We start from the raw sequence: 26,558 nt of genomic DNA on the forward strand, positions 1-26,558 counted from the left end.
CTTGCCGGGAACGAGCGCTGAGAGACTCAGCGCTTCAGGTTGACGACGACGTCCAGCAGATCGGCGCCGGTCTGGAATGATTTCGAATTCGCGGTGAAACCTCGCTGCGCCTCGATCATCGAGGTCAACTCGTCCGCGAGATCGACGTTGGAATCTTCCAGAGCACCGGACTGGATCGTGCCGAGCCCGCTCTTGCCAGACACATCGACCTGCACGTTTCCAGAATCCAGGTTCGGCGAATAGACGTTGCCGACTTCGGGCGTCAGATGGTCCGGGCTCGGAACGGTCGCGAGCGCGATCTGAAAGCTCGGCAGCGTGGTGCCGTTCTTGAGGACGGCGGTGACCACGCCCTTGCTGTCGATGTTCACCTTGTCCACCGCGGACGGAGCGTTGCCGTCGACCGTGGCCTTGAAGTCGAAGCTGGAAGCGACCTGGGTCATCGCCGAGAGGTCGATCGTGAGAGGGAAACTCGTCGAACCGCTGGGGACGGTCAGAGGCATCGTTTTTGTACTCGCCGCAGCGAGCGCACCCTTGCCGACGGCTGTGACGTCGAAAGTGAAAGTCGTAGCAGGACCCGGCGTCGAAATCATAGCTCCCGTCGGATCGTAAACCTCGATATCCCATGTATCGGCCGCTGTCTTTGCCGCATAGACGTTGAGAGTTATCGGGTTGCCGATGTTGTCGTAAGTCACCATTGACGTCTTCGACGTATAGTTGCCCGGACCTGCAGGCGTGGCCGGAAACGCGACGACCGCAGCACTGGGATCCAGGTTGGCAGCCACCGTCGCTTTGGTCGAAGCCGACGCCTGGAGCGCCATCTGGTTGACGTTGACGACCTGCAGGTTGCCGAAACCGTTGGCGACAGTATTGGGCACGGCTCCGTTCTGGATGTTGTAGCCCATCAGCTGGAAGCCGGCGGCGTTGACGAGATTGCCCGTGCTGTCGGGCACGAACGCACCGGCGCGCGTCAGGAAGTTGTTGCCGTTCGGATCCTGCACCACGAAGAAGCCGTTGCCTTGAACCGCGAGATCCGTCGCCGAGGTCGTGAACTGGTAATTGCCGGCATCGGAGATCGCGTAACGCACCGTGGTCTCGACCGCGCCGGAATCGTAATTGCCCGAGCCGCTCTTCAGGATCAGCGAGGAAAACTCGGTCGAAGCCCGCTTGTAGCCGGTGGTGTTGACGTTCGCGATGTTGTCCGAAACCGTCGACAGCTTGTTGGACTGCGCGCTCATCCCGGAAACGCCGGTGCGCATAACACCATACAGGCTCATGAATTAGGCTCCTTTGGTAGGTTGCAGTTACAATGGAGGCTGTTGCTTGCGCGGGGCTGATGATGGAGGCCAATGCACAACTTGGTGTCGGCCCTTCAGGTCGTCTTCGGCTGACAGAACGAGCGCGCCTTGTCGGTCCACGCGCCGAAGCCGCTCGATACGAGATGCGCGACGATGTGGCAGACGTAGCGCTTCTGTGCCGGCTGGTTGTTGGGGCCTGCATTGTAGCGGGCGACAGCCATGGTCCAGCTGCCCTCGCGCTGCTTCAACTCCTTCAGGAAGCGCGCGGCGTAGTCGACATTCCCTGCGGGATCGAACATCGCCCGCACCGAGGCGAACTTGTCGCCGTGATAGTAATGGTTGATCTGCATGCAGCCGAGGTCGATCAGCTTGATCCCCTTGGCTCGCATGGCTTCAAAGTTAGCGATCGCGTCGTTCATGTCCTTGGCGAATACGGTCTGTCCTTCGGCGCCGAGCGCGTAAGGATAAAGTGCGCCGCGCCGCCCGGTCTCGGTCAAGCCGACCGCGTAGAGAATGCCGAGCGGGATTCCGTGCTGCTGGGACGCACGCGCCATCTCGCGCTCGCACGGGCGCGAATTGTCGGTTGCTGCAGCCGCAGCGCCGGCGTTACAGATAAACAGGGCCGCGACGAGTCTGCGGCGCCACGTCTTGGTCATGACGCGTCTCCTGGTTGGACTGGCGCTCCTGTCGGGCCTGCTTCGCGCCGCCGTCCGCTTGTCCCGACGAATTACTGGTACCGTCGAACGTGCCTTGCGACTGCGACGAGGGCTGTTGCTGGCCCGAAAGCTGCGGCTGCGACTGGCCGGAGCCGCTCTGGAAACCATCCAGCGAGCCGTGCTGGACGGGTGCAACATCGGCGACGTAGCCCGCCGACTGCATCAGGTCGCGGATCGAATCGCGCTGCTGGTCCAGCATCTGGCTCGTGTCCTTGCGCTCGGCGGCGAGGTGGACGGACACTTCGTTGCCGACGAGACGAAGGCGCACGGTGACATTGCCGAGCGCGGCCGGCTCGAGATTGATGGTCAGGATCTTGAGCGGCTGATCCGGCGCATTGGCTTGGGACGTGGTAAGATCTGGAGCTGCGGACGCCGTCGGTGCCGGAGCTTCTTTCAGCTCGGCGACGACAGCGTTGGCAACCTGCTGCGGAGCGTTGAACTGCGCCGGCGGCAGATGGGTCTCCTGCTGAACCACGGTGACCTTGGTCGTTCCGGGCAATGCATCCCGCGCCGAAGCCTTGGCGGCACGCTCGACATTGGCCGCGATGGCCTCGAAGCCGGGTGCCGTTGCCGTCGGCGGCACACTGCTTTCCGGCGATGACGCCTGGTCGGTAACTCCGGCGTGCGAAGTCGCGGCCTGCGAATGCGCGGCGGCTGGAGCCACCGGAGATGGGAGCTCGGCTGTCGCCTTCGACGTGCCCATGGCCTGAACGTCGCGCTTCGTCGTGGCAGACCGCTCGTCGCGCCCGGACGCACCCTTCTTGTCGCCGGCCGGTGCTTGCATCTGCGGCATCACGACCTGCGGCCCGGCGACGCTCTCCTGCCCGATGATCCCGGCAATGCTCGATCGGCCCTGGACGTCGGTGTGCTCGGTATGATCGAGAAGTCCATGTTTCCCGGAGGGTTTGTCGACCTTTTTGTCGGAAGATTTCTCGGTGAGATTCTCGCTGGATCCGGGCTCTTCCTCGTCGCTCGCGTTGTCCTTCCCGCTCTGGTGCGCCAGGCGCGTCCGCAGCGTTCCGGCTTTGACGGCCGTGTCGCTGCCCCCGTCGTTGAGCGCCCGCTTCGCGAGATTCGAGACGGTGTGCAGCAGATCGTTGAAGGACGAGTCCGCCGGCGCTTTCGCCCCGGCGCTCTTGCCGGAGCGCGATGTGCCCCGCATGTTGAGGCTTTCGGCGAGACCCGAAAAGACCTGTCCGGAGGTTCCACTGAGCTTCGTCATGGACGGCGATCCCTGGTGAGGAGTTCGAGCTCGCCGAGCTGCTTCTGCGCGCGAGCAAGCGTTGCGGTCGACGACGCGAGGTCGAGACGCGCCGGCGTGACCGGAGGCTTGTCGGCTGCGGCGGCGGATCCGCCAGCGAACGGCTTGCGAACGTCGAGTGCGAGCTGCACCGTTGCATTGAGAAAGGGAATGTCGCGCTCCGGCAGCTTCGACCGGTCGAGCGCCTTCAACTCGGCGAAACCGCCGTCATATTCGTCGGTGAGCGCCCGCGACACGCCGCGAAACAAATGCGCCCGCTCGCGCTCCGCCGAGGCATCGGCGCTGAGTGCCAGCGCGCGTTCGCCGGCAAGCCGGGTCACGGCCAGCCCTCCGCGCACCATCGCGGTGCGCGCGATCACGAGATAGAGCTTGAGGCGGCTCGCGCGGTCGATCTGCTCCAGCAAAGTGCTGATCCGCGCAAACCGACGCTCGTCGAGCGCGAGGCTCGACTGCGTCAGACCCGTGGAAAAACGCTGCCAGAAGTCCCCCGCATAGACCGAGTTGTGGTAGTGCCGGATATAAGCCAGCGCCAGGAACTCGAACTTGTCGAAATCCTCGGCTTGCCCGACCAGCAAGATCTCTCGCCGCAGGGCTGCCTCCTCCACCAATGTGCCCGGCAAGAGCAGGCGCGCGTCATCCAGACGCTCGATTGCAAGCGATGCCTCGGCGCGTGCGAACAGCGCGCCCTGGACCAGCGCGAGCTGTCCGCCCAGGCCCGACGGAATCGTCCGCGGCTTGACGTCCTTGAGCAGTTCGCGCGCTTCGTCCTGACGACCCTCGACATAGGCAAGCGCGCCATCGAACAGCCGTCCATCGACGTTCAGCTTGTCTCGCGGCAGCTTGCGGATGATTTGCGGTGCGCCGCCGCTGAGCAGATAGATGACGGCGGCCTGGCCGTTCTGCGAATTACTCCACACGCCCGGATCGGCGGCGAGAAATTTTTCGCCGATCTGCCGGATCAATGCGCCGTGGCTGCCGTGCGCCGCGGTATCGCCGTTGGCGATGCCGTCCTGCACGGTCTGCAACGCCCGAACGAGCTCATACGGCTCGCTCGATGTCGATGCCGCCGGGGCTGGCGTCGGTGCCGGCTCGGCGAACGCGCCTGCCGCCGTGAACGGCAGCAGCATCAGCAGCGCGGCGCGGAGAAGAGGCCAGATCAAGGACGCTTCTCCCGGACCATGATCTCGATCCGGCGATTCTGCGCAGCCGCGGGATCGTTTTGAAGCTTCGGCCGCCGATCGGCATAACCCTCGACATGCTCGATGCGCTGCGCATCGACGCCGGAGCGGACCAGCATGTAATAGGCCATCTGCGCACGGGCCGTCGACAGCCGCCAGTTGTCGTAGGTCTCCGAACGGTACGGCCGATTGTCGGTGTGGCCGCGGACTATGATCACGCCGGGACGCTTTGTCAGCAGCGGGCCGATTTTGTCGATCACACGGATGAGTTCGGGCCGCGGCTCAGCCGAGCCGACCGCGAACATGCCGAAGTTCGCATCGTCGGTTAGGCTGATCAGCAGGCCTTCCTCGACCTGACGCACCTCGGCCACCGGTCCCGCGCCGGCCTTGACGTCCGACAGCGCATCCGCGATCGCCGACTGAAGCTGTTTGACCGTTAATTGCTGGGCCTGAACCGCGTCGCGCGGCTCGGATTCCTTCGTCGCATCGTTGGGACGCGGCTGCGCGGCGGCATTGGCTTGATTACCAGCTTGGGCACCCGGCTGCGCGCTCCCTTCGCGTGAGAACAGCGACGACGCGGGCCCCGGCGGCAGCAGAGGCGACAGGCTTCCGGACGACGCGTCGCCGTTCGGAGCCACGCTTCCGCCGGCATCGTCCTGCCTGGCTCGGCGTGCCTGCGGCTCGCCCTGGCCTGTCCCGGACGCAGTGTCGCGCGTGGACGCATTCGACTTGAACTCGGGCTCTGGCTTGGGCTTGGGTTCGCCCTCGATGATGCGATCGGCATCCTTGGTCGCCTGCGGCGCAAGCTTCCAATAGCCGGGATCGAACGGATCTCGGTAGGCGTCGCCTCCCTTGAGGCCATCCTCTTCGGCGGACGTCAGGGCGCCGGCGCGCCGCTGGCCCGAGGCCTGGTTCGCACTGCTGGCGATCTCGGCGAGCGTCGTATAGGGATCGCGGAACAGGACCTTCTCCTCGTAGAAGGGCGGCTTCTCGGCCGTCGGAGAGTCACCGCGACGTTCCTCGCTCGGTCCTCCCGGCTGGCGCCTGCCGTCCTGGCCGTCGAACGACGACGGCTCCTTCTTGGAGAGATCCTTGAGTCCCTTCGGGGCAGGTGCGTTCTCCGCGAGCTTGATCGGATTGAAATAGCTCGCGACCACCTGCTTCTGATCCTGGTTGAGTGCATTGATCAGCCACATCACCAGGAAGAACGCCATCATCGCTGTCATGAAGTCCGCATAGGCGATCTTCCAGACGCCGCCGTGCGGTTTCTCGTCGTCGAAGGCGCTCCGCCGGCGGATGATGACGAGTTCTGACTTGACCTCATTCATGACGGACTACCGGCGCGCCTCTTTCAGGCGCTCGCTCCAGGCTGTGATCTGCGTCTCGATCACGGTCTGGTCGGCCACGACGCGAACCTCGAAAGTATCGGCGGCCTCATACTCGATGCCGGTTCGCCGCGCCGTCCCGAGCTGCGTCCTCACCAGGTCGAGCAGTTCGCTCGGGCCGGTGACCTTGAAGACCGGCACCGGCGAATTGCCGGTCAGCGCCGCAATCTGCTCGACCAGCGACCCGATCGCCTTGTCGCGGACCGCATCGGCGAGGAACGGCAGCAATATCCGCGCAACGGAGCTCGCGATGTTGGTCTCGATTTCGCGGCAAGCCGTCTCGAAGCCGCTGACGACCGCCACCGCCTGCTGGTCGGACCACTTGGCCCGCTCTTCGCCGAGCCGGATCGCGCTGCGAACTCTTTCCTCGGCGATCCTGGACTCGCCCTCCGCGACGCCGGCCGCATGCCCGCGCCGAAAGGCATCATCCAGGAGATTGGCCGCCGGGGCTTCCGCCTTCGGCGCCGGAGGCGGCGACTGAAGCTGCGGCTGCGAATGGGTCTGGGGCTGCGGCTGAGGCTCGCGCCGGGCTTCCTTCGGCCTCGTCAGCACATCCTGGATTTTGGGCGGCGGTGGAGGCGGAGGCGATTTGACCCGCCCGTTCGCGTCGAACTGCGTCAGGAGCTTTCCGATTGCCGCGTTCATGCCGCCTCCTCGCGTCGCATCCAGTCTTTAAGGATCGCTGCCGCCTGCATCTGATCGAGACGGACGATCTGCTCCAACCGCTTCTGCGGCGTTCGTTGCATCTTGCCTTCGAGGTCTTCGACCAGGTTGAGCTCGCTCTCCTCGCTGTCTGCCAATGCAAGGGCGCCGGCGGCCGCCTCGAGCTGGGCAGCTTCCGCGGCCTCGGTCTGCTCCTGCGCCGCACGATGGGTCAAAATGCCGTTGACTGCAGGACGAAGTCCGAACCACACCAGCATCGAAGCGACGGCCAGGATCGTGACCGCGTTGATGACGCTGCCGAGCTGCTTGTTGATCATCTCGACGAAGCTGATGGGCGGCACCGGCGCCAGTTCGCGCGAGCCTTCGATGAAATCGACGGCCGTCACCTGGATCTGGTCGCCGCGCGCCTTGTCCAGCCCGCCGGCCGTGGCCGCGAGTTGGCTGATCTCGGCGAGCTTGCTGTCGACGATGGCCTGGTTGCTCTTGTCGCCGAGGTCGGCAATGAGCCGTCCGCGGTTCACCAGCACGGCAATGAACAGCTTCTTCACCGAATAGCCGTCGCTCACCGTCGTCGTGGTCTTCGACGAGACCTCGAAATTGGTGACGTCCTCGCGGCGAGTCTTGTCCTCGCTGGAATTCTTGGTGCCGCCGGCGTTCACCTGCTGGTCGGGAAGATTCTGCTGCACCGTGGTCGGCTGCGAACGATCCGCGTTCTGTGACTTCTCGTTCTCGCGGACATTCCGGACCGAGCGCTCGGCGCGGCTTTCGGGATCGTAGACGGTTTCGTTGATCTGCCGCTTGTCGGTGGAGAGCTGCGATGCAACGCTCACTTCGAAATTGTCGAGGCCAAGATACGGCGTCAGCGCCTTGCGGATGTTCTCCTGCACCATCCCGCCGACCGTCTTCTGCAGGCTCGCCATCTTGGTCGGAGCAGCAGTCGCCTCGTCCTCTTCGGCAAGCAGCATCGAACCGTCGGCGTCCAGCACCGTGACCTTGTCGCGAGTCATGCCCGGAATGGCCGCCGCGACGAGATGACGGATCGACTGCGCCGTGCGTGCCTCGATCGCGCCGTCGGTGCGCAGCACGACCGATGCCGAAGGCGGCTGCTGCGTCGCGCGGAACGACCCCCGCACCGGCATCACGATATGCACCCGCGCCGCCTTCACGCCCTTCATCAACTGCACCGTGCGGGCGATTTCGCCTTCCAGCGCCCGGAGCTTGGTGACCTCCTGCATGAACGAGGTCAAACCCAGCGACCCGATCTTGTCGAACAGCTCGTAGCCGGAATTTGCGCTGGTCGGCAGCCCCTTCTCGGCGAGCAGCATCCGCGCTTGCATGGTCTGGCTCGGACGCACCGAGACCGCGTCGCCGGCGGTGTTGACGTCGAAGGTAATGTTTTGCTCGCGCAGCGCGGCACCCATGCGCGTCACGTCTTCGCGGGAAAGGCCCGTATAGAGCGTTTCGAATTCAGGCCGGCTCAGATAATAGGCGCCGCCCACGACGGTGACGAGAACGGCGAAACCGATCAATCCCAAGGCCATCAGGCGTCGCGGCCCAAGCTCCAGCAGATTGTTGAGCAGTTGCTGTATCTGCGCACGACTGAACAGCATGTGACCTCATACCAATGCGAACGTAGAGGACACTCTGCTGCCAACCTTGTCTGAAGGTTGCGCGAGACCACGAATGTGTCGGTTCGCAGGCGAGGCGTTGCAATTTTACAAGAGACTGAGTGACGCAATCGCGCGCGTCGGCAACAAGCGGACGGCCGGTCGCATCGCGGTGCGATCGGCGACGGCGTGTTGCCTGGAAGGTGGCGTCAGGAGGTCGATGTGAGCACGTCGTGTGCCGTCAGATCCGCCGTTCATGGCGGAGACCGTGCTCCCTGAGGAGCACGGTCGTTTTCGAAGCCGCGGCCTAGCGGAACAGCGACAGGATGCTCTGGCTGTTCTGGTTCGCGATCGAGAGCGCCTGAACGCCGAGCTGCTGCTGGGTCTGGAGCGCCTGAAGCCGGGTCGATTCCGCGTTCATGTCGGCGTCGACGAGCTGGCCGACACCGCGGTCCACGGAGTCCATCAGGGTCTTGACGAACTCAGTGTTGGTCGCGAGGCGGTTCTTGACGGCACCGAGATTGGCGGCGGCCGAGGCCACCGAGTTGATGCCGGCGGTGACCTGCGCGATGTAGCCGTCGAGCGTGGTCTGGTCAGCTGCCGAGTCGGTCAGCACGGAGATGCTCATCGTGTCGATCGACGGAGAGGTCGAACCGGCCGTGTCCAGAATGCCGCCCTGCGCCGAGGTGTAGAGCGAGTAGTTGGCGGTCGTCACGGTGATGGAGCCGATGGTGGGCGTACCGCCGACGCGCGAGTACGACGACACCAGGTTGAAGGTCGTCGGCGTCGTGGCGGTCGTGCTCAGCCAGTTGATGCCGTTGAAGGTCGCCGAGTTGGCCTTGAGCTTCATATCCTGCTGGATCTGGGTGATGTCAGCCTGGATCTTGGTGCGGTCGATACCAGCGGTCTTGGCTTCGACCAGCAGCGCCTGGAGCTTGGTCAGGCCGGAGTCCTTGTCGCCGATGACCGAGGTCAGAGCAGTATATTCGGTGTCGACGGTCGCAGCCGACAGACCGAGCGAGTCGGAAACCGCGGAAAGCGCGGCGTTGTCGGAGCGCATCGACGTCGCGATCGACCAATAGGCGGCGTTGTCTGAGGCGGTCGAAACACGCATACCGGTTGAGATCCGGTTCTGCGTCGTCGCGAGCTGCGAGCTGACGTTGCGAAGGGTCTGCAGCGCGGTCATTGCAGACGAGTTGGTGAGGAGGCTAGAACCCATTTTGATGTCCCTTTGGAGATTGGATTGAGTTGGGGACATACCGGACTTGCACCGGTACGGCAGGGCGGCGTCATGCCTTTGGGCTGCGCAAAAGCGTCAAGGCCCAACCTGTCGTAACGGCGACGATAGCCCGCGAAGCTTGTGCGGGGCTTGTGGCCCTGTGTCTTGACCGCAACAGGGCAGCCGAAATTACGGCGCGCGACGTCACGGCCAAGCGAAAGGGCCGCGCTTCGCGAGAAGCGCGGCCCTCCCCGGCTGGTCCGAGGTTTAGCGGAACAGCGACAGGATGCTCTGGCTGCTGTTATTGGCGATCGAGAGCGCCTGCACGCCAAGCTGCTGCTGGACCTGGAGGGCCGACAGCCGGGTGGACTCCTGGTTCATGTCGGCGTCGACGAGCTGGCCGATACCGCGGTCCACCGAGTCCATCAGCGACTTCACGAAGTCCGTGTTGGTCGAGAGGCGGTTCTTGACGGCACCGAGATTGGCGGCGGCCGAGGCAACCGAGTTGATGCCAGCGGTGACCTGCGCGATGTAGCCATCGAGCGTGGTCTGGTCAGCTGCCGAGTCGGTCAGTGCGGAGATGCTCATCGTGTCGATCGACGGAGCGGTCGAACCAGCCGTGTCCAGAATGCCGCCCTGCGCCGAGGTGTAGAGCGAGTAGTTGGCGGTCGTCACGGTGATGGAGCCGATGGTGGGCGTGCCGCCGATACGCGAATACGATGACACGAGGCTGAAGGTCGTCGGCGTCGTGGCGGTCGTGCTCAGCCAGTTGATGCCGTTGAAGGTCGCCGCACTGGCTGTCGCCTTCATCTGCTGCTGGATCTGGGTGACGTCGGCCTGGATCTTGCTGCGGTCGATACCGGCGGTCTTGGCTTCGACCAGCAGGGACTGGAGCTTGGTCAGCCCGGAGTCCTTGTCGCCGATGACCGTGGTCAGAGCGGTATATTCGGTGTCGACGGTCGCGGCCGACAGACCAAGCGAGTCGGAGACCGCCGAGAGCGCGGCGTTGTCGGCGCGCATAGACGTCGCGATCGACCAATAGGCAGCGTTGTCCGAGGCGGTCGAGACGCGCTGGCCGGTGGAGATGCGGGTCTGCGTGGTGGAGAGCTGCGAGCTCACAGACCGCAAGGTCTGGAGTGCGGTCATGGCGGTCGAGTTCGTAAGCAGGCTTGACATTGCGAATGTCCCTTTATGTACGCGTTACATTTTCACGAGGGGACATACCGGGCTTTCACCGGTACGGAGGGGCGGCATCATGCCTTTGGACTGATATGGGTGGGGTCCAACCCGCCGTGCCGCATTGCTAACACGCCGAATCTTGCGCGCAGATTAAGATCGGCTTGAATTACGCTGTAAAATCAGATGGTTAACAGTACCTATTGCTAACCATAGGGCGGTACTTCTCGCTAACCATAACCATCCCTCTGGCGCTCGTTGCCGCTACGAGAACGACCGCACCAGCCCGGAGGCGAGCAGGTTCCAGCCGTCGATCAGCACGAAGAACAGCATCTTGAACGGAAGTGCGAGGATCGTCGGCGGCATCATCATCATGCCCATCGACATGGTCAGCGTCGCCACGATCATGTCGATGACGAGGAACGGCAGGATAATGAGGAATCCGATTTCGAACGAGCGCCTGAGCTCGGAAATCATGAAGGCCGGAATGATGACGCGCATGTCGACGCGCTTGTCGTCGAACTTCCTGCGGAAGCTCTCCGCGGCCAGCGATTCGAACGTCTGCAGATCCTTGTCGCGAACATGGGCCAGCATGAATTCGCGGAACGGATCGGTGATCTTCAGATAGGCCTCTTCCTCCGATATCTCGTTCTTCATCAGCGGCTGGATGCCGGTTTCCCAGGCGCGGTCGAAGGTCGGCGCCATCACGTAGAAGGTCATGAACAGCGCGAGGCTGATCAGCACCAGATTTGCCGGCGTGGTCTGGAGGCCGAGACCGGCCCGCAGGAACGACAGCGCCACCGCAAATCGCGTGAAGCTCGTCACCATGATGAGCAGTCCCGGCGCCACGGACAGCACCGTGATCACCGCCATCAGCTGGATGATCCGGCCGCTGGTCGAGCCGTTTGCCGGCGGCAGCAGCGAATTGAGGTCCGGAATCTGGGCCAGTGCCACTTCGGGCAGCACGACCAGGAGCAACGCAAGCAGCAGGACTCTCAGTTTCACTGAATCACCAACGTCTCAATGATCAATTCGCGGATCTTGCCCGAGGAGCGGATATTGGCGCGTTCGGTCAGGTCGTCGCGCAGGTGCTGAAGCCCGCGCGATCCCTCGAACTGCGCCACCGTCGCCGACCGCAGATAGGTGACGATGTCCTCGCTGACATGGGCCGCCAGGATGCCGGCATCCTCGTCGCTCATGCTCTCGGTCACCATGGAGGCTTCGATGCGGGCCCAGTTGTTGGCCGGCGCGCCAAGATTGGTCACGATCGGGGACAGCTTCCTGAGCCGCGCGCTGCCGGCGTAGCTCGAGGCAAGAGGCGGCGGCGTGGCGGTTTTCTTCGCATCGGCGACGCGCTCGGCGGCCGCAAACAGATGCAGGCCGGCAAGCGCGCCCGCACCGATCGCGATCAGGGTCAACACCAGGATGGCTGCAATCAGGCGCATGACGTCCCCTGCCCCCGCGACGCGGCCCGACGGTCGCGCATCTCAGAACGGTGCCACGGCGTCATAGATCCGGTGTCCCCATCCAGGCTGCTGCACGTCAGAGAGATTTCCGCGACCGCCATAGGCCACGCGTGCCTCGGCGATCTTCTCGTAGGAGATCGTGTTGGTTCTCGAGATATCACGTGGACGCACGATGCCGCCGACGTTGAGCACGCGCATTTCCGTGTTGACCTTGAATTCCTGCGAGCCGCTGATCATCATATTGCCGTTCGGCAGCACGTCGGTGACGATGGCCGCGATCGACAGCTTGATATCCTCTGTGCGGTCGATCTGGCCGTTGCCCTTGATCTGGGTGTTGGTGTTGAGGTTGGCGCTCGTCGAGCCCTTGTCTTGCCATCCCGCAACGTCCATCAGCCAGTCGAGCCCGAACTTGATCTGCGAATCTCGCGAGCGGCCGGTCTTGTTGTCCAGCTTGGCCTTGTCCTGCATCGAGATGATCACCGTCACGACGTCGCCAACGCGCCGGGCGCGGGGATCGCGGTAGAGGTCGGTGCCATCGTCCCAGGTCGAGCGATAGCTGACGGGCGAGTGCATACGGGGCGTCACGGGAATCGGATCGGCCTGCGTCCTCAGCCCGCTCCCGACCGGCGACAATCGCGGGCCAGTCAGGACCTCGGCCGGATCAGTGACGCATCCGGCAAGCGAGAACAGCGACAGGATGAGGATCAGGTTCTTCATCTATTTGGTCTTTCCGTCATCCACGCGACGCATTCCGCCGAGCAGATCGGCGAGGTGCGCCGCGCGCCCCGTCTCCATCTCGTTGAAGATTGCGCTCGAGCTCCTCGGGCTGAGCTTTGCGAGCACGGCCGCAGCCGTCTCGTCTGCCATTCCGGCGATCTGGGTTGCGGCGGCATCCGGCTTCATGCGCGAGTAGATCTCGACGACGCTCGCTTCGGCCTTCTTCAGGAAGTCGTCGCGCAATGCCATCCACTTCTCATATTCCGCGCGCTTGGCCTCGACCTCGGCGATCCGCTCGCGCAGCTGGTTCTCGGCCTTCTCCAGCTCCTTGAGCTGCCAGGCCAGCCTTGCATCGACGGCGGGGTCGGCGACATTGCTGCAGAACAGGGCGACTTCGTTGTCCGCGGTTGCAGCGGCCGGGGGCGGCACCGGCTTCGGCGGTGCCGTGACGCTGCCGGGCTTGGCCGGTCGCGGCGCGGCTGTGGCTGCCGGCGCGGGCTTCTCGGAGGCCGGCACGGCACCCGTGGTCGCGGGTCCCGAATCTTCGGCTGCCCACGCCGTCGCTCGCATCGATGCATTGTCGCTCGGGATCGACGAGATCGGCTTCTGCGGGCCAGGCGCGCGGGCGCGTGCGAAGGACAGCAGGTTGAGCGGCTTCGACGGCTTGGCCTCATCCAGCGCCAGGACGGGCGAAGCGCTCGCGAGCGCGGAGGCCGCGACCAGGAGGAGGAGTTTGGCTTTATGATCCAGCTTCAACATCGGCCCGCGTACGATTCTCGGTCGAGAGAGCATTGAGCGACCAAGCTTGCACGGCGCTTACGCGTCATTGCACGATGACATCCGCCTGGAGGGCGCCGGCCGTCTTGATCGCCTGGAGGATCGCGATGATGCCGGATGGTTTCAGGCCGATCTGGTTCAGGCCGCGCACCAGGCGCTGGAGATCGACGCCGCTCAGGATCGCCACCTGCGATCCGGCTTCGTTGGCCTCGACCACGGTCTGGGGCACGACCACCGTCTGCCCTTTCGAGAAGGGCGCCGGTTGCGACACCACGGGAAGCTCGGTGACGCGGACCGTCAGATTGCCGTGCGTCACGGCAACGGTCGATATCCGTACGTCGCGTCCGATCACCACGGTGCCGGTACGTTCGTTGATCACGACCCGCGCCGGCGTGTCCGGCTCTACGGTCAGCTCGCCGATTTCGGCGAGGAAGCGGACCGGTCCGATATGGCGCGGCTTCGACAGCACGATGGTGCGGTAGTCGCGCTCGAAGGCGATCTGCGCGCGGTAGCGTCCGCCCGCGTAGCGATTGATGGCGTCGAGGATTCGCGTTGCGGTGACGAAGTCGGGGTTCTTGAGCTCCAGCACAAGATACTCCATTTCGTGGAGGCTACCCTGCACCTCGCGCTCGACCAGCGCGCCGTTCGGAATGCGGCCCGCGGTCGGCGTGCCCTGGCTGACGTTCTGGGCCTGACCGCCCACGCTGTAACCGGCGACCGTGACCGCGCCTTGCGCCACCGCGTAGACCGCACCGTCCGCCGCGCGCAGCGACGTCATCACCAGGGTGCCGCCGAGCAGCGAGGTCGCATCGCCGAGCGACGACACGGTCACGTCCATGCGCTCGCCCGCACCGATCGAGGGCTGCAGGTCCGCGGTCACCATCACGGCCGCGACATTGCGCGTGCGCAGCGTCGTCGGACGCGGCGGATTGTTGGTGCTCGTGGTCTCGTTCCGGACATTGATGCCCATGTTCTCGAGCATCGATTGCAGGGACTGCTCCGTGAACGGCGCATTGCGGAGCGTGTCGCCGGTGCCGTTCAGGCCGATGACGAGGCCGTAGCCGACGATCTGGTTTTCGCGCAATCCCTTGATGTCCGCGATGTCCTTGATGCGGACGGCGGCCTGGGCGCTGGCGGCGGAAACGAGCAGGACGAGCGCAAGCAGGACTCTGGTCATGACCCGTCCACGACCTTGACGGTGCCGTCCGGCTGGACGACGCCCCTGATGATCACGCCCGTATCGGTATTTCGTATCGGGATGAGCGCGCCGGGCGCACCCGACTGCATCGCTGCGCCGTAGGTCACGATCGACAGGCCGCTGTCTTCGACCACGACCTTGACCATCGCGCCGCGGGCGACCGTCCAGGGATCCTCCACCGAGTTGGTCGGGATCGGCTGGCCGGGGAGCAGCGCGCGACGCGCCATACGGCCGACCAGGACCTGGCGTCCTTCGATGAACATGGCCACGCCGAGCACGTTCGGCGCGAAGGCGCGCTCGGTGATCATGTCGTCCCGGATCAGCTCGCCGGCGCGGATCGAGACGGCCGGCACGGGAAGCCGCTTCTCCTCGGCCGCGGCGGGACGCGCCGAGACGAGAACCAGCAGCACGGCGGCCAACCCGCGCATGATCGAGCCCATCCTGTTCAACATGGATACACCGGAACTAGCGCATGCCCTTCGAGACCGTCTGGGCCATTTCATCCGAGGCCTGGATGACCTTGGCATTCATTTCGTAGGCACGCTGGGCAGAGATCAACTCGGTGATTTCCTTGACCGGGTCGACGTTCGAGGCTTCGAGATATTGCTGGTTGATCTTGCCGTAGCCGGAATCGCCGGGCAGCCCGACGACCGGCGTGCCGGACGCCGTGGTTTCGCGATAGAGATTGCTGCCCAGCGGTTCGAGGCCGGCCTCGTTGGCGAAATTGGCGAGGTTGAGCTGGCCGATTTGCCTCGGGTTCACTTCCGTATCCAGCTTGGCAAACACCTGTCCGGTCTGGTTGACCGTGACCTGGACCGTTCCCTGCGGCACCGTGATGGCGGGATCCAGCAGATAGCCGTCGGTCGTGACGAGCTGGCTGTTGGCATTGGTGTTAAACGAGCCGGCACGGGTATACTGCACCTCGTTGTTCGGGCCGAGCACCTGAAACCAGCCGCGGCCGTTGATCGCCATGTCGTAGGGATTGCCTGTCTGCGTGAGCGCGCCCTGGATGTGCAGCTTGCGGATCGCCGCCGACTTGACGCCGAGGCCGAGATTGGCGCCTTCCGGAATCGGCGAGGAGCCGCTGGTGTTGGCAACGCCCTGCATGCGGTCCATCTGGTAGAACAGATCGGTGAACTCGGCACGCGCCCGCTTGTACGACGTCGAGTTGATGTTGGCGATGTTGTTCGCGATGACTTCGATGTTGGTCTGTTGGGCGTTCATGCCCGTGGCCGCGATAGCAAGCGATTTCACAGCGTCACTCCTTGATCAGATCGACATCCGAACGACTTCTTGATAGGCCTGCACGACCTTGTCGCGAACTGCGACCGCCGTCTGCAAGGCCTGCTCGGCCGACATCAGCGCCTCCACGACGCGCCGCGTCGATTCCTTGCCCTGCATCGCCGAGATCGAGGCAGCCTCGCCCGCCTTCAGCGTCCCGATCGCGTCCGTCGTCACCTGCTTCATGACCGATTCGAATCCGACGTCGCCGCCGGACTGGATCGCGGGCGTGGCCGCCGGCGAGATGGCCTGCGCCTCGGTCGCGCGGCTCGCCGCCTGCGCAGTTGAGATCGCCGTGGATGAAATTGCTTCAAGCATTGTCAGCTCCTCAGCAGGTCGATGGTCATGCCCAGCATCGACCTCACCTGTTTCACGACCTGGAGATTGGCTTCATAGGAGCGGTTGACTTCCCGCATGTCCGCCATCTCGATCATCATGTTGACGTTCGGCAGCTTGACGTAGCCGGCCTTGTCGGCAGCGGGATGCCCCGGCTCGTACTCCACGCGGTACGGCGTGGTGTCGACCCCGATTTCCTTGACCTTCGCCAGCTGAGCGCCCGAGGCGCGGTCCATCGCGGCATCGAAGGTGATCGTCTTGCGTTGATAGGGATCGGCGCCCGCGGCGCGCCCTGTCGACGTCGCGTTGGCGAGGTTCTCCGAGACGATGCGCATGCGCGTCGACTGCGCTTCGAGCCCGGAGCTCGCGACCGTCAACGAGGATTGCAGTGAGTCCAGCATGTCAGTTCACCTCAGGTCTTCGCGCTCGACAGCAGCATGCGGTGAAACGACCGCACGATAGCCGAGTTCATCGAGTAGTCGCGACTGACGTCGCTGCCCTTGATCATTTCCTGCTCGAGACTGACGGAGTTGCCGGAGTGAACCACGTCCCAGCTGTCCTTCTTCGCGGTCGCCCGGGTGTCGCTCTCGGCAGCGGAGAGCTGCATGTGGGATGGCGCCGTCGTCGCGAGCCTCACCGGCATGCCATCGAGCACCTTGTTGAAGGGCTCGACGTCGCGCGCCTTGAAGCCCGGCGTGTTGGCGTTGGCGACGTTGGTGGCGATCGTCGATTGGCGGAGCTCGAGGTATCGCGCCTGCGACGATGCGAGTTCGAAGAGATAGAGCGGTCCCACGGCAGCACCATTCTGGTTCAGACGGTGTAACCTTAGGGTCGCAAGCTTTCGTCAGGCTGATGGAACAGACGCCGTCCTCGGAATTCTACTGGACCTTCTCGGATCGCGGCGTCTGCTTGGACTGCAGGAAGTAGATGATCTCGGCGACCGGCCGGAAGAACTCCGCCGGAATCACCTGGTCGACCTGAACCGCCTCGTAGAGCGCGCGCGCCAGCGCCTTGTTCTCGATCACCGGAATTCGGGTCTGCTCGGCGACTTCGCGGATCTTCAGCGCAATCACGTCCATGCCCTTCGCCACGACGATCGGGGCCGGATTTTCTTCGCGATTGTAGCGCAGCGCGATCGCGAAGTGCGTCGGGTTCGCGATCACCAACGTCGCGCGCGATGCGGAGGCGATCATGCGCTGGCGCGAGCGGTCGCGCGCCAGCGAGCGCAGGCGCGCCTTGATCAGCGGATCGCCTTCGGCCTGCTTGTGCTCGTCCTTGATCTCCTGCCGCGTCATGCGCAGCTCGCGCCGCCAGTGGAAGCGCGCCCAGGCGAGATCGACCGCGACCAGGACGATGGTCGCGATGCAGATCGCCGAGACGATTCGCATGGCGATATTGAGAATCATCTCCGGCAGCGCGACCGGATCAGTGTACATCGCCTCGAACGCCTTCGCTTCCGACGAGCGCAGAACGAACACGACGACGATAGTCACCGCGGCGAGCTTGAACAGCGACTTGGCGAACTCGACAAGGCCCTGCGATCCAAACAGCCGGCTCCAGCCGCTGAGCGGCGAGATTCGCGAAAGGTCCGGCGTGATGCGCTGGAGCACCAGGCTGGGAGCATTTTGCAACAGCGACGCTGCCAGCCCGAACACCGACAGAGTGACGACTAGCGGCACCAGGAATCGCAATGCCTGAAGGCCTACCACGGTAAGAAGATTGAGGGCGTCGGCCCCGGTGCTGAGAGGGAAACCGTCGGGATCATCGAGAAAGCCCGTCAGCATCGGCGTCAATTGCTGCACGCCCTGACCGATCAGAAACATCTGGATCACCATCAGCGCGGCCATCGAGGCGAAGATGGAAGCCTCCCGAGAGACCGGGATTTTGCCCTGTTCGAGCGCATCGCGGACTTTCTTCTCGGTCGGCTCTTCTGTCTTGCTCTCCTGATCGGTTGTTTCTGCCATGCCGGTTCAGCGGTCAGCGGAAGACCAGCTCATCCTCCTGCTCGGGGTTGAGCTCGATTTCGCCCTTTTCCGCGAGGTCGAGCGCGAGGTCGGTGATCACGCGCCGCGCCTCCAGCACATCGCGCTGGTTCGACGGTTCGCCAATGGCGAGTTCGTGCTCGACGACCCGGCGGACGCGCGAGGCGACCGAGGACAGGATCATCTCGCGGAAGTGCTTGTCGGTGCCCTTCAGCGCGATGACGATGCGATCGGTCGGCACCTGGTCGAAGATCATGGTGCGCGCCTTCGGCGTCAGGTTGGTCACGTCGTCGAAGGTGAAGAGCAGCTCCTTCAGCACTTCGGCCGACTTCGGCCGCTTCTCCGACAGGCTCTTGAGCATGTCCTCGATGTGTCCGCGCTCCATCTTGTTGATGATGTCGGCGACGCGGGCATAAGTGTCCGCTCCGAGGTTGCGGGCGAAGTTCAGCGTCAAATCCTCATGCAGCGTCTTCTCGAGGACCCTCAGGGCGTCGTCGACGATCGGCTTGAGGCTGAGCACGCGCCGCATCAGCTCGTTGCGCAGGCTCGACGGCAGCTGGCTCATGACCTTGGCGGCGCAGGACGGCTTGACCTTGGACAGGATGAGCGCCGCGGTCTGCGGATGCTCCTTGGACAGGTAGCTTGCCAGCGAGTTTTCCGACACCGACGAGACGCGGTCCCACACGGACCGGCTCGAATTGCCGAGCAGGTCCGACATGATGGCCGAGACCTGGTCGGCCGGAAGCACGTCGCCGAGCACGGCTTCCAGGCCGCCGAGGGTGCCGAGAATGTTGGCGCCCATCGAGAATTGCTGGGCGAACTCCTCGACGATCGCTTCGAGTTCCTGCGCCGTGATCGGCCGCAGCTCGGCCGCGGCCTTTGTAACGGTGCGGATATCCTGTGGCTCGAACTGCGCGAGCACGCTCGCGGCCGCCTGCCGGCCCATGGCGAGCAGGAGTGCCGCGACCTTCTCCGTCCCGCCCAGCGTGGCAACGCCTCGCTGCTTGATGGGAGCCATGCCGACCTGTGCCGCCATGGTCAGGTATCACCCTGTCCCAACGGCCCGACAATTTCGGTGAGCGAGACGCCGAAGCGGGAATTGTCTTCTTCGACCACGACCACCTCGCCGCGGGCGACGACGCGGCCGTTGACGACGACGTCGACGGGTTCGCCGACCCGATGGTCGAGCGGAACCACCGCGCCGCGGCCGAGCTTCATCAGATTTGCCACCGGAATGGTGGCCGATCCCAGCACCACCTGCATGGTCACGGGAATGCGCAGAATGGCATCGACATTGGCGAACTTGCCGGTCTCCTCCGCAGTGCGCGCGGCGATCTCCGCCAGCCGCTCCAGCGGAGATGTCTCGGTATGCCCCTCGTCGGACGCCGATGCTGACTCATAATCGAAGGATTGCGCCATCTGGTATCGCCTCTTGGTATTTCCACTCCCGGAGCGCCGCGACGTTCCGACCGTATTTATTCCGCCGGTTTCGGCTTCAATGCTTGTTCACGTCGGCGCCGCCCGCGGTCGCCGCGGATCCGAGCCCACTCCTCGCATCGAGCGCCGCGATCGCCTCGTTGGCCTGATCGATCTTCGTGCTCAGCACGTTGGCGAGCCGCCCGAGATTTGCGGTAGAATCATGCGCCGCGGTGATGACCGTGTCGAAGGTGCCCGCCGTCTCCTGGACGATCGTCGAGAACTCGCCCTGGTAGCTGCGCAGCCGCGCCAGCTCACGATGCATCCGGGTCACCCGCATGCTGGTGAAGGCGAGCGCGATCAGCAGCACGGCATCAACGAGATAGGATATCATCGACGAACTCCCGTTTCTGATCGACGGGATCTGCCACCTGCATGGCGTAATAGCCATCAAGCTGGCCGATCTGACACCAGAACAGCACCTGGTTGTTGCTCTCGAGCCGGGCCAGCGTGCGCGGCGTGGCTTCGAGCTCGAGCACCTGTCCGACCTGGAACTTCACAACGTCGCCGAGCGAAATCATCTTCTCGTCCAGCACGGCGCTCAGCGTCACCTCGGTGCGGTGAACCTCGGTCTCCATCTGCTCGCGCCAGCGCGGATCGGCCGCGCGGCCGTCGCTGACGACGACGGTCGCGAGCTTCTGCCTGAGCGGGTTGAGCGCGGAGTGCGGAATGATGAGGAACATCTGACCGCCGCGGTAGAGCGCCTGCAGCATGATGTTCGCGCAGATCGACATGTTGCCGCTCCGCCCGATCGCCAGCGACGCCATGGCGGTCTCGACCCGCTCGACGCGGAAGGTGACGTTGGAGGTGCCGGCGAAAGCGGATTGCAGCGCCTTGGCGAACCGCTCGAACAGCGCCTGGACCAGGCGGATCTCGATGTTCGAGAAGCTGCGCTCGACGTCGAGCGGCGGTTCGGCGCCATCGGAGCCGAACATCGCCTCGACCATCGTGAACACGAAGTCGCGGTCGAGCATGATGATGATGCGGGAGTCCCACTGCTCGGCATAGAGCACGGCCGCAACCGCGTTGGCCTCGTAGTCCTTGACGATGTCGCCGACACGGTCGTTGGTGATGCCGTTGACCGAAAAATAGCATGGCGTTCCAGCCATCGGCTGCAGGCTGTCCGTGCACGATGCCGCCATGCGATCGAAGATCACATTGAGCATCGGCATGCGCTCGATCGAGATGCCGGCGGCGTCCAGCAGATAGTTCGGCAGCGGTTTGCGCTGATCGACGTCGAGGGCTTCCATCATGATGCGCGCGCAGCCTTCGGTTCAGCTTCGGTCACGACCGCCTTGGGGCCCGCGATCGTCTCGTTCTCGACGACGTCGATCGAGGGCCGCTCGGGGCTCGCGATCATCTTGCGGCCGTGCTCGACGGCGATCTGCGGCATGGCGCCGTTCATGAACGCCAGCAGCGTCTGCTTGACGATGATGTAGGGCCGGCAACGCTTCTCCCGCGTCATCTTCACCTTCATCGCGAAGGGCGAAATGATGCCGTAGGACAGGAAAATGCCGGCGAAAGTGCCGACGAGGGCGGCGCCGATGAAGCCGCCCAGCAGCTTCGGCGACTGGTCGAGTGCGCCCATGGCCTTGATGACGCCGAGCACCGCGGCGACGATGCCGAGCGCAGGCAGAGCTTCCGAGACCACCACCAGCGCGTGGTAGGGCGCCAGCTTGCTCTTCACGATGGTGTGGATCTCCTCGTCCATCAGCGCTTCGATCTCGTGCGTTCGCGCATTACCCATGATGATGAGACGGACGTAATCGCAGATAAACTGGAGCAGCGACGGATCTCCGAGCACGCTCGGGAACGCCTTGAAGATCTCGGAGGACGCGGGATCGTCGATATGCGCCTCGACCTCGTTGCGGCCCTTGCCCCGCAGCTCCCGCATCAGCGCGTGCAGCGCGCCGAGCAGATCGAGATAGTAGCGCTGGCCGGGCACCGCCCCCGTCACTGCCTGCACGCAGGCAAGCCCGGTATCCGCGACCGTCTTCCAGGGATTGGCCATGATGAAGGTGCCGGCCGCGGTGCCCATGATGATCACGAACTCCCACGGCTGCATGAGCACGCCCAGATGCCCGCCCATGGCGGCGAATCCGCCCAGCAGTGCCGCTACCGTGATGACGATCCCCACGAAACTGCCCAACGCGCCGCTCCATCACCGATCCCATCGGGAATATCTAGTCGGCGAGCCTTGCGCGAGGCTGGCTTCCCCCTCGCCAGCCTCGCGCAAGCGATTCACGGCAGCTTGGGACGACGTCGCGAGAGCGGCCAGAGGGGCGCGGGTCATGCTATCCACCATCGCGGACTACACCAGACTGACCAAGGACATGGGCAAGTCGCTGACACAGGTCGCGACGCAGCCGGATGTCAGCCGCGATACCGATTACTTCCTCAGCCACATCGGCAACGTGAAGACCATCGACGACTTCCTGAAGGACTATCGCCTCTATTCCTACGCGATGAAGGCATATGGCCTCAGCGACATGACCTACGCCAAGGCGTTCATGCGCAAGGTGCTGACCGAGGGTATCGCCGACAACAAGACCTTCGCCAACAAGCTGACCGACACCCGCTACCGGCAATTCGCCGCCGCGTTCAATTTCGCCGCCCTTGGCGACAAGGCGACACAAACCGCCGCGGCCACGGCCGGCACGGCGACCCAATACGTCACGCAGACGATGGAGGAGAAGGCCGGCGACCAGAACGAGGGCCTGCGGCTGGCGCTCTATTTCACGCGCAAGGCCTCCACGATCACCAATTCCTACCAGATCCTCGCGGACAAGGCGATGACGCAAGTGGTCCAGACGGCGCTCGGGCTGCCGTCGACGATCAGTTCGGCTGATATCGATGCCCAGGCCAAGATGATCACCAGCAAGATCAAGCTCACCGATTTCCAGGACCCGGCCAAGGTCACCAAATTCGTGCAGCGCTTCGCGGCGATGTGGGATGCGACCCAGGCCCAGAGCGACACCTCGACCAACCCGGCGCTGGTCCTGATCGGCGGCGCCGCACCGTCGATCAGCATGGATAGCAACGTGCTCACGACACTTCAGAACATCAAGTTCAACAGGTAAGTCATGCAATCGGCCCTCTATGTAGGATTGTCGGCGCAGGTCGCCCTCGAAAAGCGCCTCCAGACGATCGCCAACAACGTCGCCAACGTCAACACGGCGGCGTTCCGCACCGACGTGGTGAAGTTCGAGACGGTGCTGTCCAAGGCGGGCGCGAACCCGGTCGCCTTCTCCTCGCCCGGCGACAACATCATCTCGCGCGAGATGGGCAGCATCACCGAGAGCGGCAACCCGCTCGACGTCGCCGTGGTCGGACAGGGCTGGATCGCCTTCGCCGGTCCGAACGGCACGGTCTATACGCGCGACGGCCGCCTCCAGATCGCCGCCAACGGCGACCTTCAGACCGTGTCCGGCTTCCCGGTCATCGATTCCGGCGGCGCGCAGATCACCCTCGATCCGAACGGCGGACCGGTCTCGATCGCGCGCAGCGGCGCGATCACCCAGGACAACAACGAGATCGGCACCATCGGCCTGTTCAACATTCCCGCCGACGCCAATCTCGACCGCTACGGCAATTCGGGCGTCACGCCCAACCGGCCTGCGACCGCCATCGCCGACTTCTCCCGCGACGGCTTCAAGCAGGGCTATGTCGAGGGCTCGGGCGCCAATCCGATGATGGAATTGACGAAGTTGATCGCGGCCTCGCGCGCCTTCGACGGCACCAATTCGATGATCGAGGGCACCGAGAGCTCGCTCCAGAACGCAATCCGGACGCTGGGCGAACCCGGCAAATAGACTGCGCTCCGCGCGCAATGAGGTTGGACGGTTTCCTTGAACGCTCTTCGGCAACTTGAGTGGGCGCTGCTGGAGCTTCAGCAGAGCACTCCCCTGGCAAGCGTCAGCGGCGCGATCTCCGAGATCGCGTCGACACATTTCCGCGTCTCCGGCCTGTCGCGCTTCGTCAGGCTCGGCGAACTGATCGGCGTCAACTCCGGCGGCAAGCCCCAGATCGGCGAGGTGGTGCGGATCGACAGCGAAGGCATCATCGCCAAGCCGTTCGACCGGCAGTTCGCCGGCGGCCTCGGCTCGGTCGCCTACCGGATGCCCCCGTTGTCCTTCGCGCCAGATCCGAGCTGGAAGGGCCGCGTCATCAACGCGCTCGGAGCGCCGCTGGACGGACAGGGCCCTCTCACCCCCGGGTCGCGTCCGGTCTCGGCCGAGGCGGAGGCGCCTTCGGCCATGAAGCGCGCGCGGGTCCACAAGCCGCTGCGCACCGGCGTACGCGTCATCGACCTGTTCGCCCCGATCTGCGCCGGCCAGCGCGTCGGCATCTTTGCCGGTTCCGGCGTCGGTAAATCGACGCTACTTGCGATGCTCGCCCGCAGTCAGGGCTTCGACACCGTCGTGCTGGCGCTGGTCGGCGAGCGCGGCCGCGAGGTGCGCGAGTTCATCGAGGACGTGCTGGGCGCCGATCGTCACCGCGCCGTCACGATCGTGTCGACGGGAGACGAGAGCCCGATGATGCGACGACTGGCGCCGAAGACGGCCATGGCGGTCGCCGAATATTTCCGCGACCGCGGCGAATCGGTCCTGCTCATGGTCGATTCGATCACCCGCTTCGCCCACGCAGCCCGTGAAGTTGCGCTCGCCGCCGGCGAGCCCGCGGTCGCACGCGGCTACGCACCCACCGTCTTCACCGATCTGCCGCGCCTTCTGGAGCGCGCCGGCCCCGGCGAGGAGGGGTCCGGGACGATCACCGGGATTTTCTCCGTGCTGGTGGACGGCGACGATCACAACGAGCCGATCGCCGATACCATCCGCAGCACACTCGATGGACACATCGTGCTCTCCAGGCACATCGCCGACCAGGCGCGCTACCCGGCGGTGGACGTTCTGGGTTCGGTCTCCCGCCTCGCCCATAACGTCTGGGATCCCGAAGAGCGCGAATTGGTGAGCAAGCTGCGCGCCATGATCGCCAAATACGAGGACACGCGCGACCTTCGCCTGATGGGCGGATACCAAACGGGACGTGATTCGGGGCTCGATCAGGCGGTCGACATGGTTCCGAGAATCTACGGCGCGATGAGGCAGGACGCCTCGGCTGCGCCAAGCGCCGATCCGTTTCGCGAACTGCGGGATATGCTCAAGGGCGACTAGCAAGTCTCAACTTGGGTCGGCCGCGAGGCGCCCGCGATCGCACCTTGCTCGTTGTTTTCGACAGGCGATTGCGCATGCCGCCACGCTTACAGCGCATGCGCCTGCGCGACCGTCTCCGGTTTCGGCCGTGATCTTCTCCACCGTTCGGGTGAGGCAGCCGCGCCGAATGCGACTCCATCCTCCGGCCCGGACAACCGCCGCGTGTACTTCCTGTGAGTTCCCTCGGACAATTCTTGGCAGAACGCACAAGTTGTGGATGACATGCCGAGGCACATCGTCGTCGTGCACAAGCTTCGATCAACTTGCATCAACGACTGCCAACAATGGGCCGTGCAATAAAACTGTCGCATAGTCGCGTGCATGTTGCTGGTGGGACAGCGTATTGCGTTCACCATCATGTGTCCCCGAAGCGCGAGATTGTCTTGAACGTTACATTCGCCTGCGACGACATCCTGTCTCCGAGAGGGTCTCTACTTGATTTTGTTGAGAAGCTCATTCATCGTTTCGTCGAAGATAAGAAACGTCTGCGTGTGACTTGAACCTTAGGGGCTTCGGTTGAACTACTCCGATCCATCGTCTGCTGGCGACGGCTACTCGGGCTCCCGTGCGACGACGCCGCGAATGGCATACCATCAGCAACACCGCTTCCCGCGCCATAGCTTGCAATGCCCATCGGTCCGGGTCGGGCCCCGGGCAGTCCGTGCCTTCATGCGAGAGAAGAGCACGGTGCATGTATCGGACATTGCCGGTGCTGCAGCTTCTCGCGAACGGCTGGTGCGCAACGATCGAAGGCGGCTCCGGGGCGCCGCAAACGTTTTTCCCGGGGCAAGGTAGGAATTCATGCCATTGGCAAGAGAAGCCGTGGAGCTGCTGGTTCAGGCGGCGAGGGCTTGGTATTTCGAAGGCAATCAGCATGGGTTGCGCGATCGAGAATGGATGGCGCTGCGCTTCCTCGGCCGCGCCAACAGGTTTTCGCGCACGCCGTCCGCGCTGGCCGGCTTCATCGGCGCCACCAGGGCCACTGCATCGCAGATCGTGAAGACGCTGGAGGGCAAATCCTTCCTGGTGCGAAAGCCGTCGCACGAAGACAAGCGTTCTGTCGTGCTGCACGTCACTGCGCAGGGCGAGAAGTGCCTGAGCCAGCACGATCCGATCAATCACGTGCTGAACGCGGTCACCGCGCTCGGACCCGACGAGTGCGTCAGGCTGCGCGATTCGCTGCGCGAGATCCTCAATCACCTCGACGCGGCGCATCAGCGGCTCGATGCCAGCATCTGCCGAGACTGCATGTTTCTCGCCGAACGCGGGCCGGGTACCGGCAAGGGACGCGCAACGGCCGAATTCATGTGCCGGCTGTATCGCGCGCCGGTTTCGCTGGAGGAGACCGAACTGCTCTGCACCAGTTTCGAGCGCACCCGCGACCGTCCCAAGATCGAGGAGCACCTCGACCGCGCGCGCGTCGCGAACCAAGGGTAAGGCACGCGTAAATTCCGCGCGCGGATTCTGCGCTACTTGCGGAAGATTGCGCAGCGTTGGCGAGAACGAAATGTGGCGCACACTCCGTCAAACCGTCATTGCGAGCGCAGCGACGTGTCCGCCGAAGCTTTAGCGAAGGCGGAAGCAATCCAGAATCCCTCCGCGGCGGCCGACT

General features: G+C 64.2%; 29 protein-coding genes. 4 read left to right on the plus strand and 25 right to left on the minus strand.

All coding sequences use genetic code 11. The features are described from left to right. Positions 1-26: 26 nt before the first annotated feature. The 25 genes from AC0L3K_RS25220 to motA form a co-directional block, all read right to left on the minus strand. Complete coding sequence (locus AC0L3K_RS25220) at positions 27-1,274, minus strand: flagellar hook protein FlgE (protein WP_354201319.1); 1,248 nt, start codon at positions 1,272-1,274, stop codon at positions 27-29. A 95-nt stretch (positions 1,275-1,369) separates the two neighbouring features. Next, on the minus strand, positions 1,370-1,951 hold the full coding sequence (locus AC0L3K_RS25225; RefSeq protein WP_219681273.1) for a transglycosylase SLT domain-containing protein: 582 nt from the start codon (positions 1,949-1,951) through the stop codon (positions 1,370-1,372). Further along, positions 1,902-3,233, minus strand: coding sequence for a flagellar hook-length control protein FliK (fliK, locus tag AC0L3K_RS25230; protein ID WP_473254999.1), 1,332 nt, complete (start codon positions 3,231-3,233; stop codon positions 1,902-1,904). Before fliK ends, AC0L3K_RS25225 begins: the two co-directional genes overlap by 50 nt. After that, a complete protein-coding gene (locus AC0L3K_RS25235; protein WP_473254997.1) occupies positions 3,230-4,432 on the minus strand; it encodes a chemotaxis protein in 1,203 nt (400 codons plus the stop codon). Before AC0L3K_RS25235 ends, fliK begins: the two co-directional genes overlap by 4 nt. Next, on the minus strand, positions 4,429-5,778 hold the full coding sequence (locus AC0L3K_RS25240; RefSeq protein WP_219681277.1) for a MotB family protein: 1,350 nt from the start codon (positions 5,776-5,778) through the stop codon (positions 4,429-4,431). The genes AC0L3K_RS25235 and AC0L3K_RS25240 overlap by 4 nt, the downstream gene beginning before the upstream one ends. A gap of 6 nt (positions 5,779-5,784) precedes the next feature. Further along, a complete protein-coding gene (locus AC0L3K_RS25245) occupies positions 5,785-6,480 on the minus strand; it encodes a hypothetical protein (protein WP_219681279.1) in 696 nt (231 codons plus the stop codon). Next, a complete protein-coding gene (gene fliF, locus AC0L3K_RS25250; protein WP_007595874.1) occupies positions 6,477-8,108 on the minus strand; it encodes a flagellar basal-body MS-ring/collar protein FliF in 1,632 nt (543 codons plus the stop codon). The genes AC0L3K_RS25245 and fliF overlap by 4 nt, the downstream gene beginning before the upstream one ends. A gap of 304 nt (positions 8,109-8,412) precedes the next feature. Next, the gene (locus tag AC0L3K_RS25255) at positions 8,413-9,324 is read right to left on the minus strand and encodes a flagellin N-terminal helical domain-containing protein (protein WP_007595875.1); all 912 of its coding nucleotides are present in this window, start codon (positions 9,322-9,324) and stop codon (positions 8,413-8,415) included. A gap of 267 nt (positions 9,325-9,591) precedes the next feature. After that, positions 9,592-10,500 (minus strand): flagellin N-terminal helical domain-containing protein, encoded by a 909-nt coding sequence (locus tag AC0L3K_RS25260; RefSeq protein ID WP_007595876.1) that lies wholly within the window; start codon positions 10,498-10,500, stop codon positions 9,592-9,594. A 264-nt stretch (positions 10,501-10,764) separates the two neighbouring features. Continuing rightward, positions 10,765-11,505: a flagellar type III secretion system pore protein FliP gene (gene fliP / locus AC0L3K_RS25265; RefSeq protein ID WP_473367084.1), complete on the minus strand. Its 741-nt coding sequence runs from the start codon at positions 11,503-11,505 to the stop codon at positions 10,765-10,767. Continuing rightward, a complete protein-coding gene (locus tag AC0L3K_RS25270; protein WP_007595878.1) occupies positions 11,502-11,945 on the minus strand; it encodes a flagellar basal body-associated FliL family protein in 444 nt (147 codons plus the stop codon). Before AC0L3K_RS25270 ends, fliP begins: the two co-directional genes overlap by 4 nt. Before the next feature lie 42 nt (positions 11,946-11,987). Continuing rightward, the gene (gene flgH / locus AC0L3K_RS25275; RefSeq protein WP_219681280.1) at positions 11,988-12,683 is read right to left on the minus strand and encodes a flagellar basal body L-ring protein FlgH; all 696 of its coding nucleotides are present in this window, start codon (positions 12,681-12,683) and stop codon (positions 11,988-11,990) included. Further along, positions 12,684-13,442: a MotE family protein gene (locus tag AC0L3K_RS25280; RefSeq protein WP_007595880.1), complete on the minus strand. Its 759-nt coding sequence runs from the start codon at positions 13,440-13,442 to the stop codon at positions 12,684-12,686. Between the two features lie 64 nt (positions 13,443-13,506). Then, positions 13,507-14,637, minus strand: a complete 1,131-nt coding sequence (flgI, locus tag AC0L3K_RS25285) for a flagellar basal body P-ring protein FlgI (RefSeq protein ID WP_007595884.1) — start codon at positions 14,635-14,637, stop codon at positions 13,507-13,509. Continuing rightward, a complete protein-coding gene (gene flgA / locus AC0L3K_RS25290) occupies positions 14,634-15,110 on the minus strand; it encodes a flagellar basal body P-ring formation chaperone FlgA (protein ID WP_083869858.1) in 477 nt (158 codons plus the stop codon). The genes flgI and flgA overlap by 4 nt, the downstream gene beginning before the upstream one ends. A gap of 13 nt (positions 15,111-15,123) precedes the next feature. Further along, positions 15,124-15,912 (minus strand): flagellar basal-body rod protein FlgG, encoded by a 789-nt coding sequence (flgG, locus tag AC0L3K_RS25295; protein ID WP_007595892.1) that lies wholly within the window; start codon positions 15,910-15,912, stop codon positions 15,124-15,126. 15 nt (positions 15,913-15,927) lie between these two features. Beyond that, positions 15,928-16,257 (minus strand): flagellar hook-basal body complex protein FliE, encoded by a 330-nt coding sequence (gene fliE / locus AC0L3K_RS25300; RefSeq protein WP_007595893.1) that lies wholly within the window; start codon positions 16,255-16,257, stop codon positions 15,928-15,930. 2 nt (positions 16,258-16,259) lie between these two features. Then, positions 16,260-16,676 (minus strand): flagellar basal body rod protein FlgC, encoded by a 417-nt coding sequence (gene flgC / locus AC0L3K_RS25305; protein WP_007595894.1) that lies wholly within the window; start codon positions 16,674-16,676, stop codon positions 16,260-16,262. Positions 16,677-16,687: 11 nt separating this feature from the next. After that, the gene (gene flgB, locus AC0L3K_RS25310) at positions 16,688-17,068 is read right to left on the minus strand and encodes a flagellar basal body rod protein FlgB (protein ID WP_354160444.1); all 381 of its coding nucleotides are present in this window, start codon (positions 17,066-17,068) and stop codon (positions 16,688-16,690) included. A gap of 85 nt (positions 17,069-17,153) precedes the next feature. Further along, a complete protein-coding gene (gene flhB, locus AC0L3K_RS25315) occupies positions 17,154-18,239 on the minus strand; it encodes a flagellar biosynthesis protein FlhB (RefSeq protein WP_473256298.1) in 1,086 nt (361 codons plus the stop codon). Between the two features lie 13 nt (positions 18,240-18,252). Then, positions 18,253-19,293: a flagellar motor switch protein FliG gene (locus tag AC0L3K_RS25320; protein WP_007595897.1), complete on the minus strand. Its 1,041-nt coding sequence runs from the start codon at positions 19,291-19,293 to the stop codon at positions 18,253-18,255. A gap of 2 nt (positions 19,294-19,295) precedes the next feature. Next, entirely contained in the window at positions 19,296-19,676 is a 381-nt protein-coding gene (fliN, locus tag AC0L3K_RS25325) for a flagellar motor switch protein FliN (protein ID WP_007595899.1), read from the minus strand. 76 nt (positions 19,677-19,752) lie between these two features. Next, positions 19,753-20,067 (minus strand): hypothetical protein, encoded by a 315-nt coding sequence (locus AC0L3K_RS25330; RefSeq protein WP_007595901.1) that lies wholly within the window; start codon positions 20,065-20,067, stop codon positions 19,753-19,755. Then, positions 20,048-20,986, minus strand: a complete 939-nt coding sequence (locus AC0L3K_RS25335) for a flagellar motor switch protein FliM (RefSeq protein WP_007595903.1) — start codon at positions 20,984-20,986, stop codon at positions 20,048-20,050. The genes AC0L3K_RS25330 and AC0L3K_RS25335 overlap by 20 nt, the downstream gene beginning before the upstream one ends. Further along, positions 20,983-21,882 carry a flagellar motor stator protein MotA gene (gene motA, locus AC0L3K_RS25340; RefSeq protein ID WP_354160439.1) on the minus strand — a complete coding sequence of 300 codons (900 nt, stop codon included), beginning with the start codon at positions 21,880-21,882 and terminating at the stop codon, positions 20,983-20,985. The genes AC0L3K_RS25335 and motA overlap by 4 nt, the downstream gene beginning before the upstream one ends. A 142-nt stretch (positions 21,883-22,024) precedes the next feature. On the opposite strand from motA, the gene AC0L3K_RS25345 reads away from it, so the two are divergent. From AC0L3K_RS25345 to AC0L3K_RS25360, 4 genes are all read left to right on the plus strand, one after another. Then, entirely contained in the window at positions 22,025-22,813 is a 789-nt protein-coding gene (locus AC0L3K_RS25345) for a DUF1217 domain-containing protein (RefSeq protein ID WP_007595912.1), read from the plus strand. Between the two features lie 3 nt (positions 22,814-22,816). Next, positions 22,817-23,545 carry a flagellar basal-body rod protein FlgF gene (gene flgF, locus AC0L3K_RS25350; RefSeq protein ID WP_007595915.1) on the plus strand — a complete coding sequence of 243 codons (729 nt, stop codon included), beginning with the start codon at positions 22,817-22,819 and terminating at the stop codon, positions 23,543-23,545. A gap of 36 nt (positions 23,546-23,581) precedes the next feature. Then, positions 23,582-24,907: a flagellar protein export ATPase FliI gene (fliI, locus tag AC0L3K_RS25355; protein ID WP_007595917.1), complete on the plus strand. Its 1,326-nt coding sequence runs from the start codon at positions 23,582-23,584 to the stop codon at positions 24,905-24,907. Between the two features lie 840 nt (positions 24,908-25,747). Further along, entirely contained in the window at positions 25,748-26,383 is a 636-nt protein-coding gene (locus tag AC0L3K_RS25360; RefSeq protein ID WP_007595918.1) for a MarR family winged helix-turn-helix transcriptional regulator, read from the plus strand. Positions 26,384-26,558: the final 175 nt, after the last annotated feature.

The sequence above is a fragment of the Bradyrhizobium sp. MI1.10 genome, from assembly GCF_055811035.1.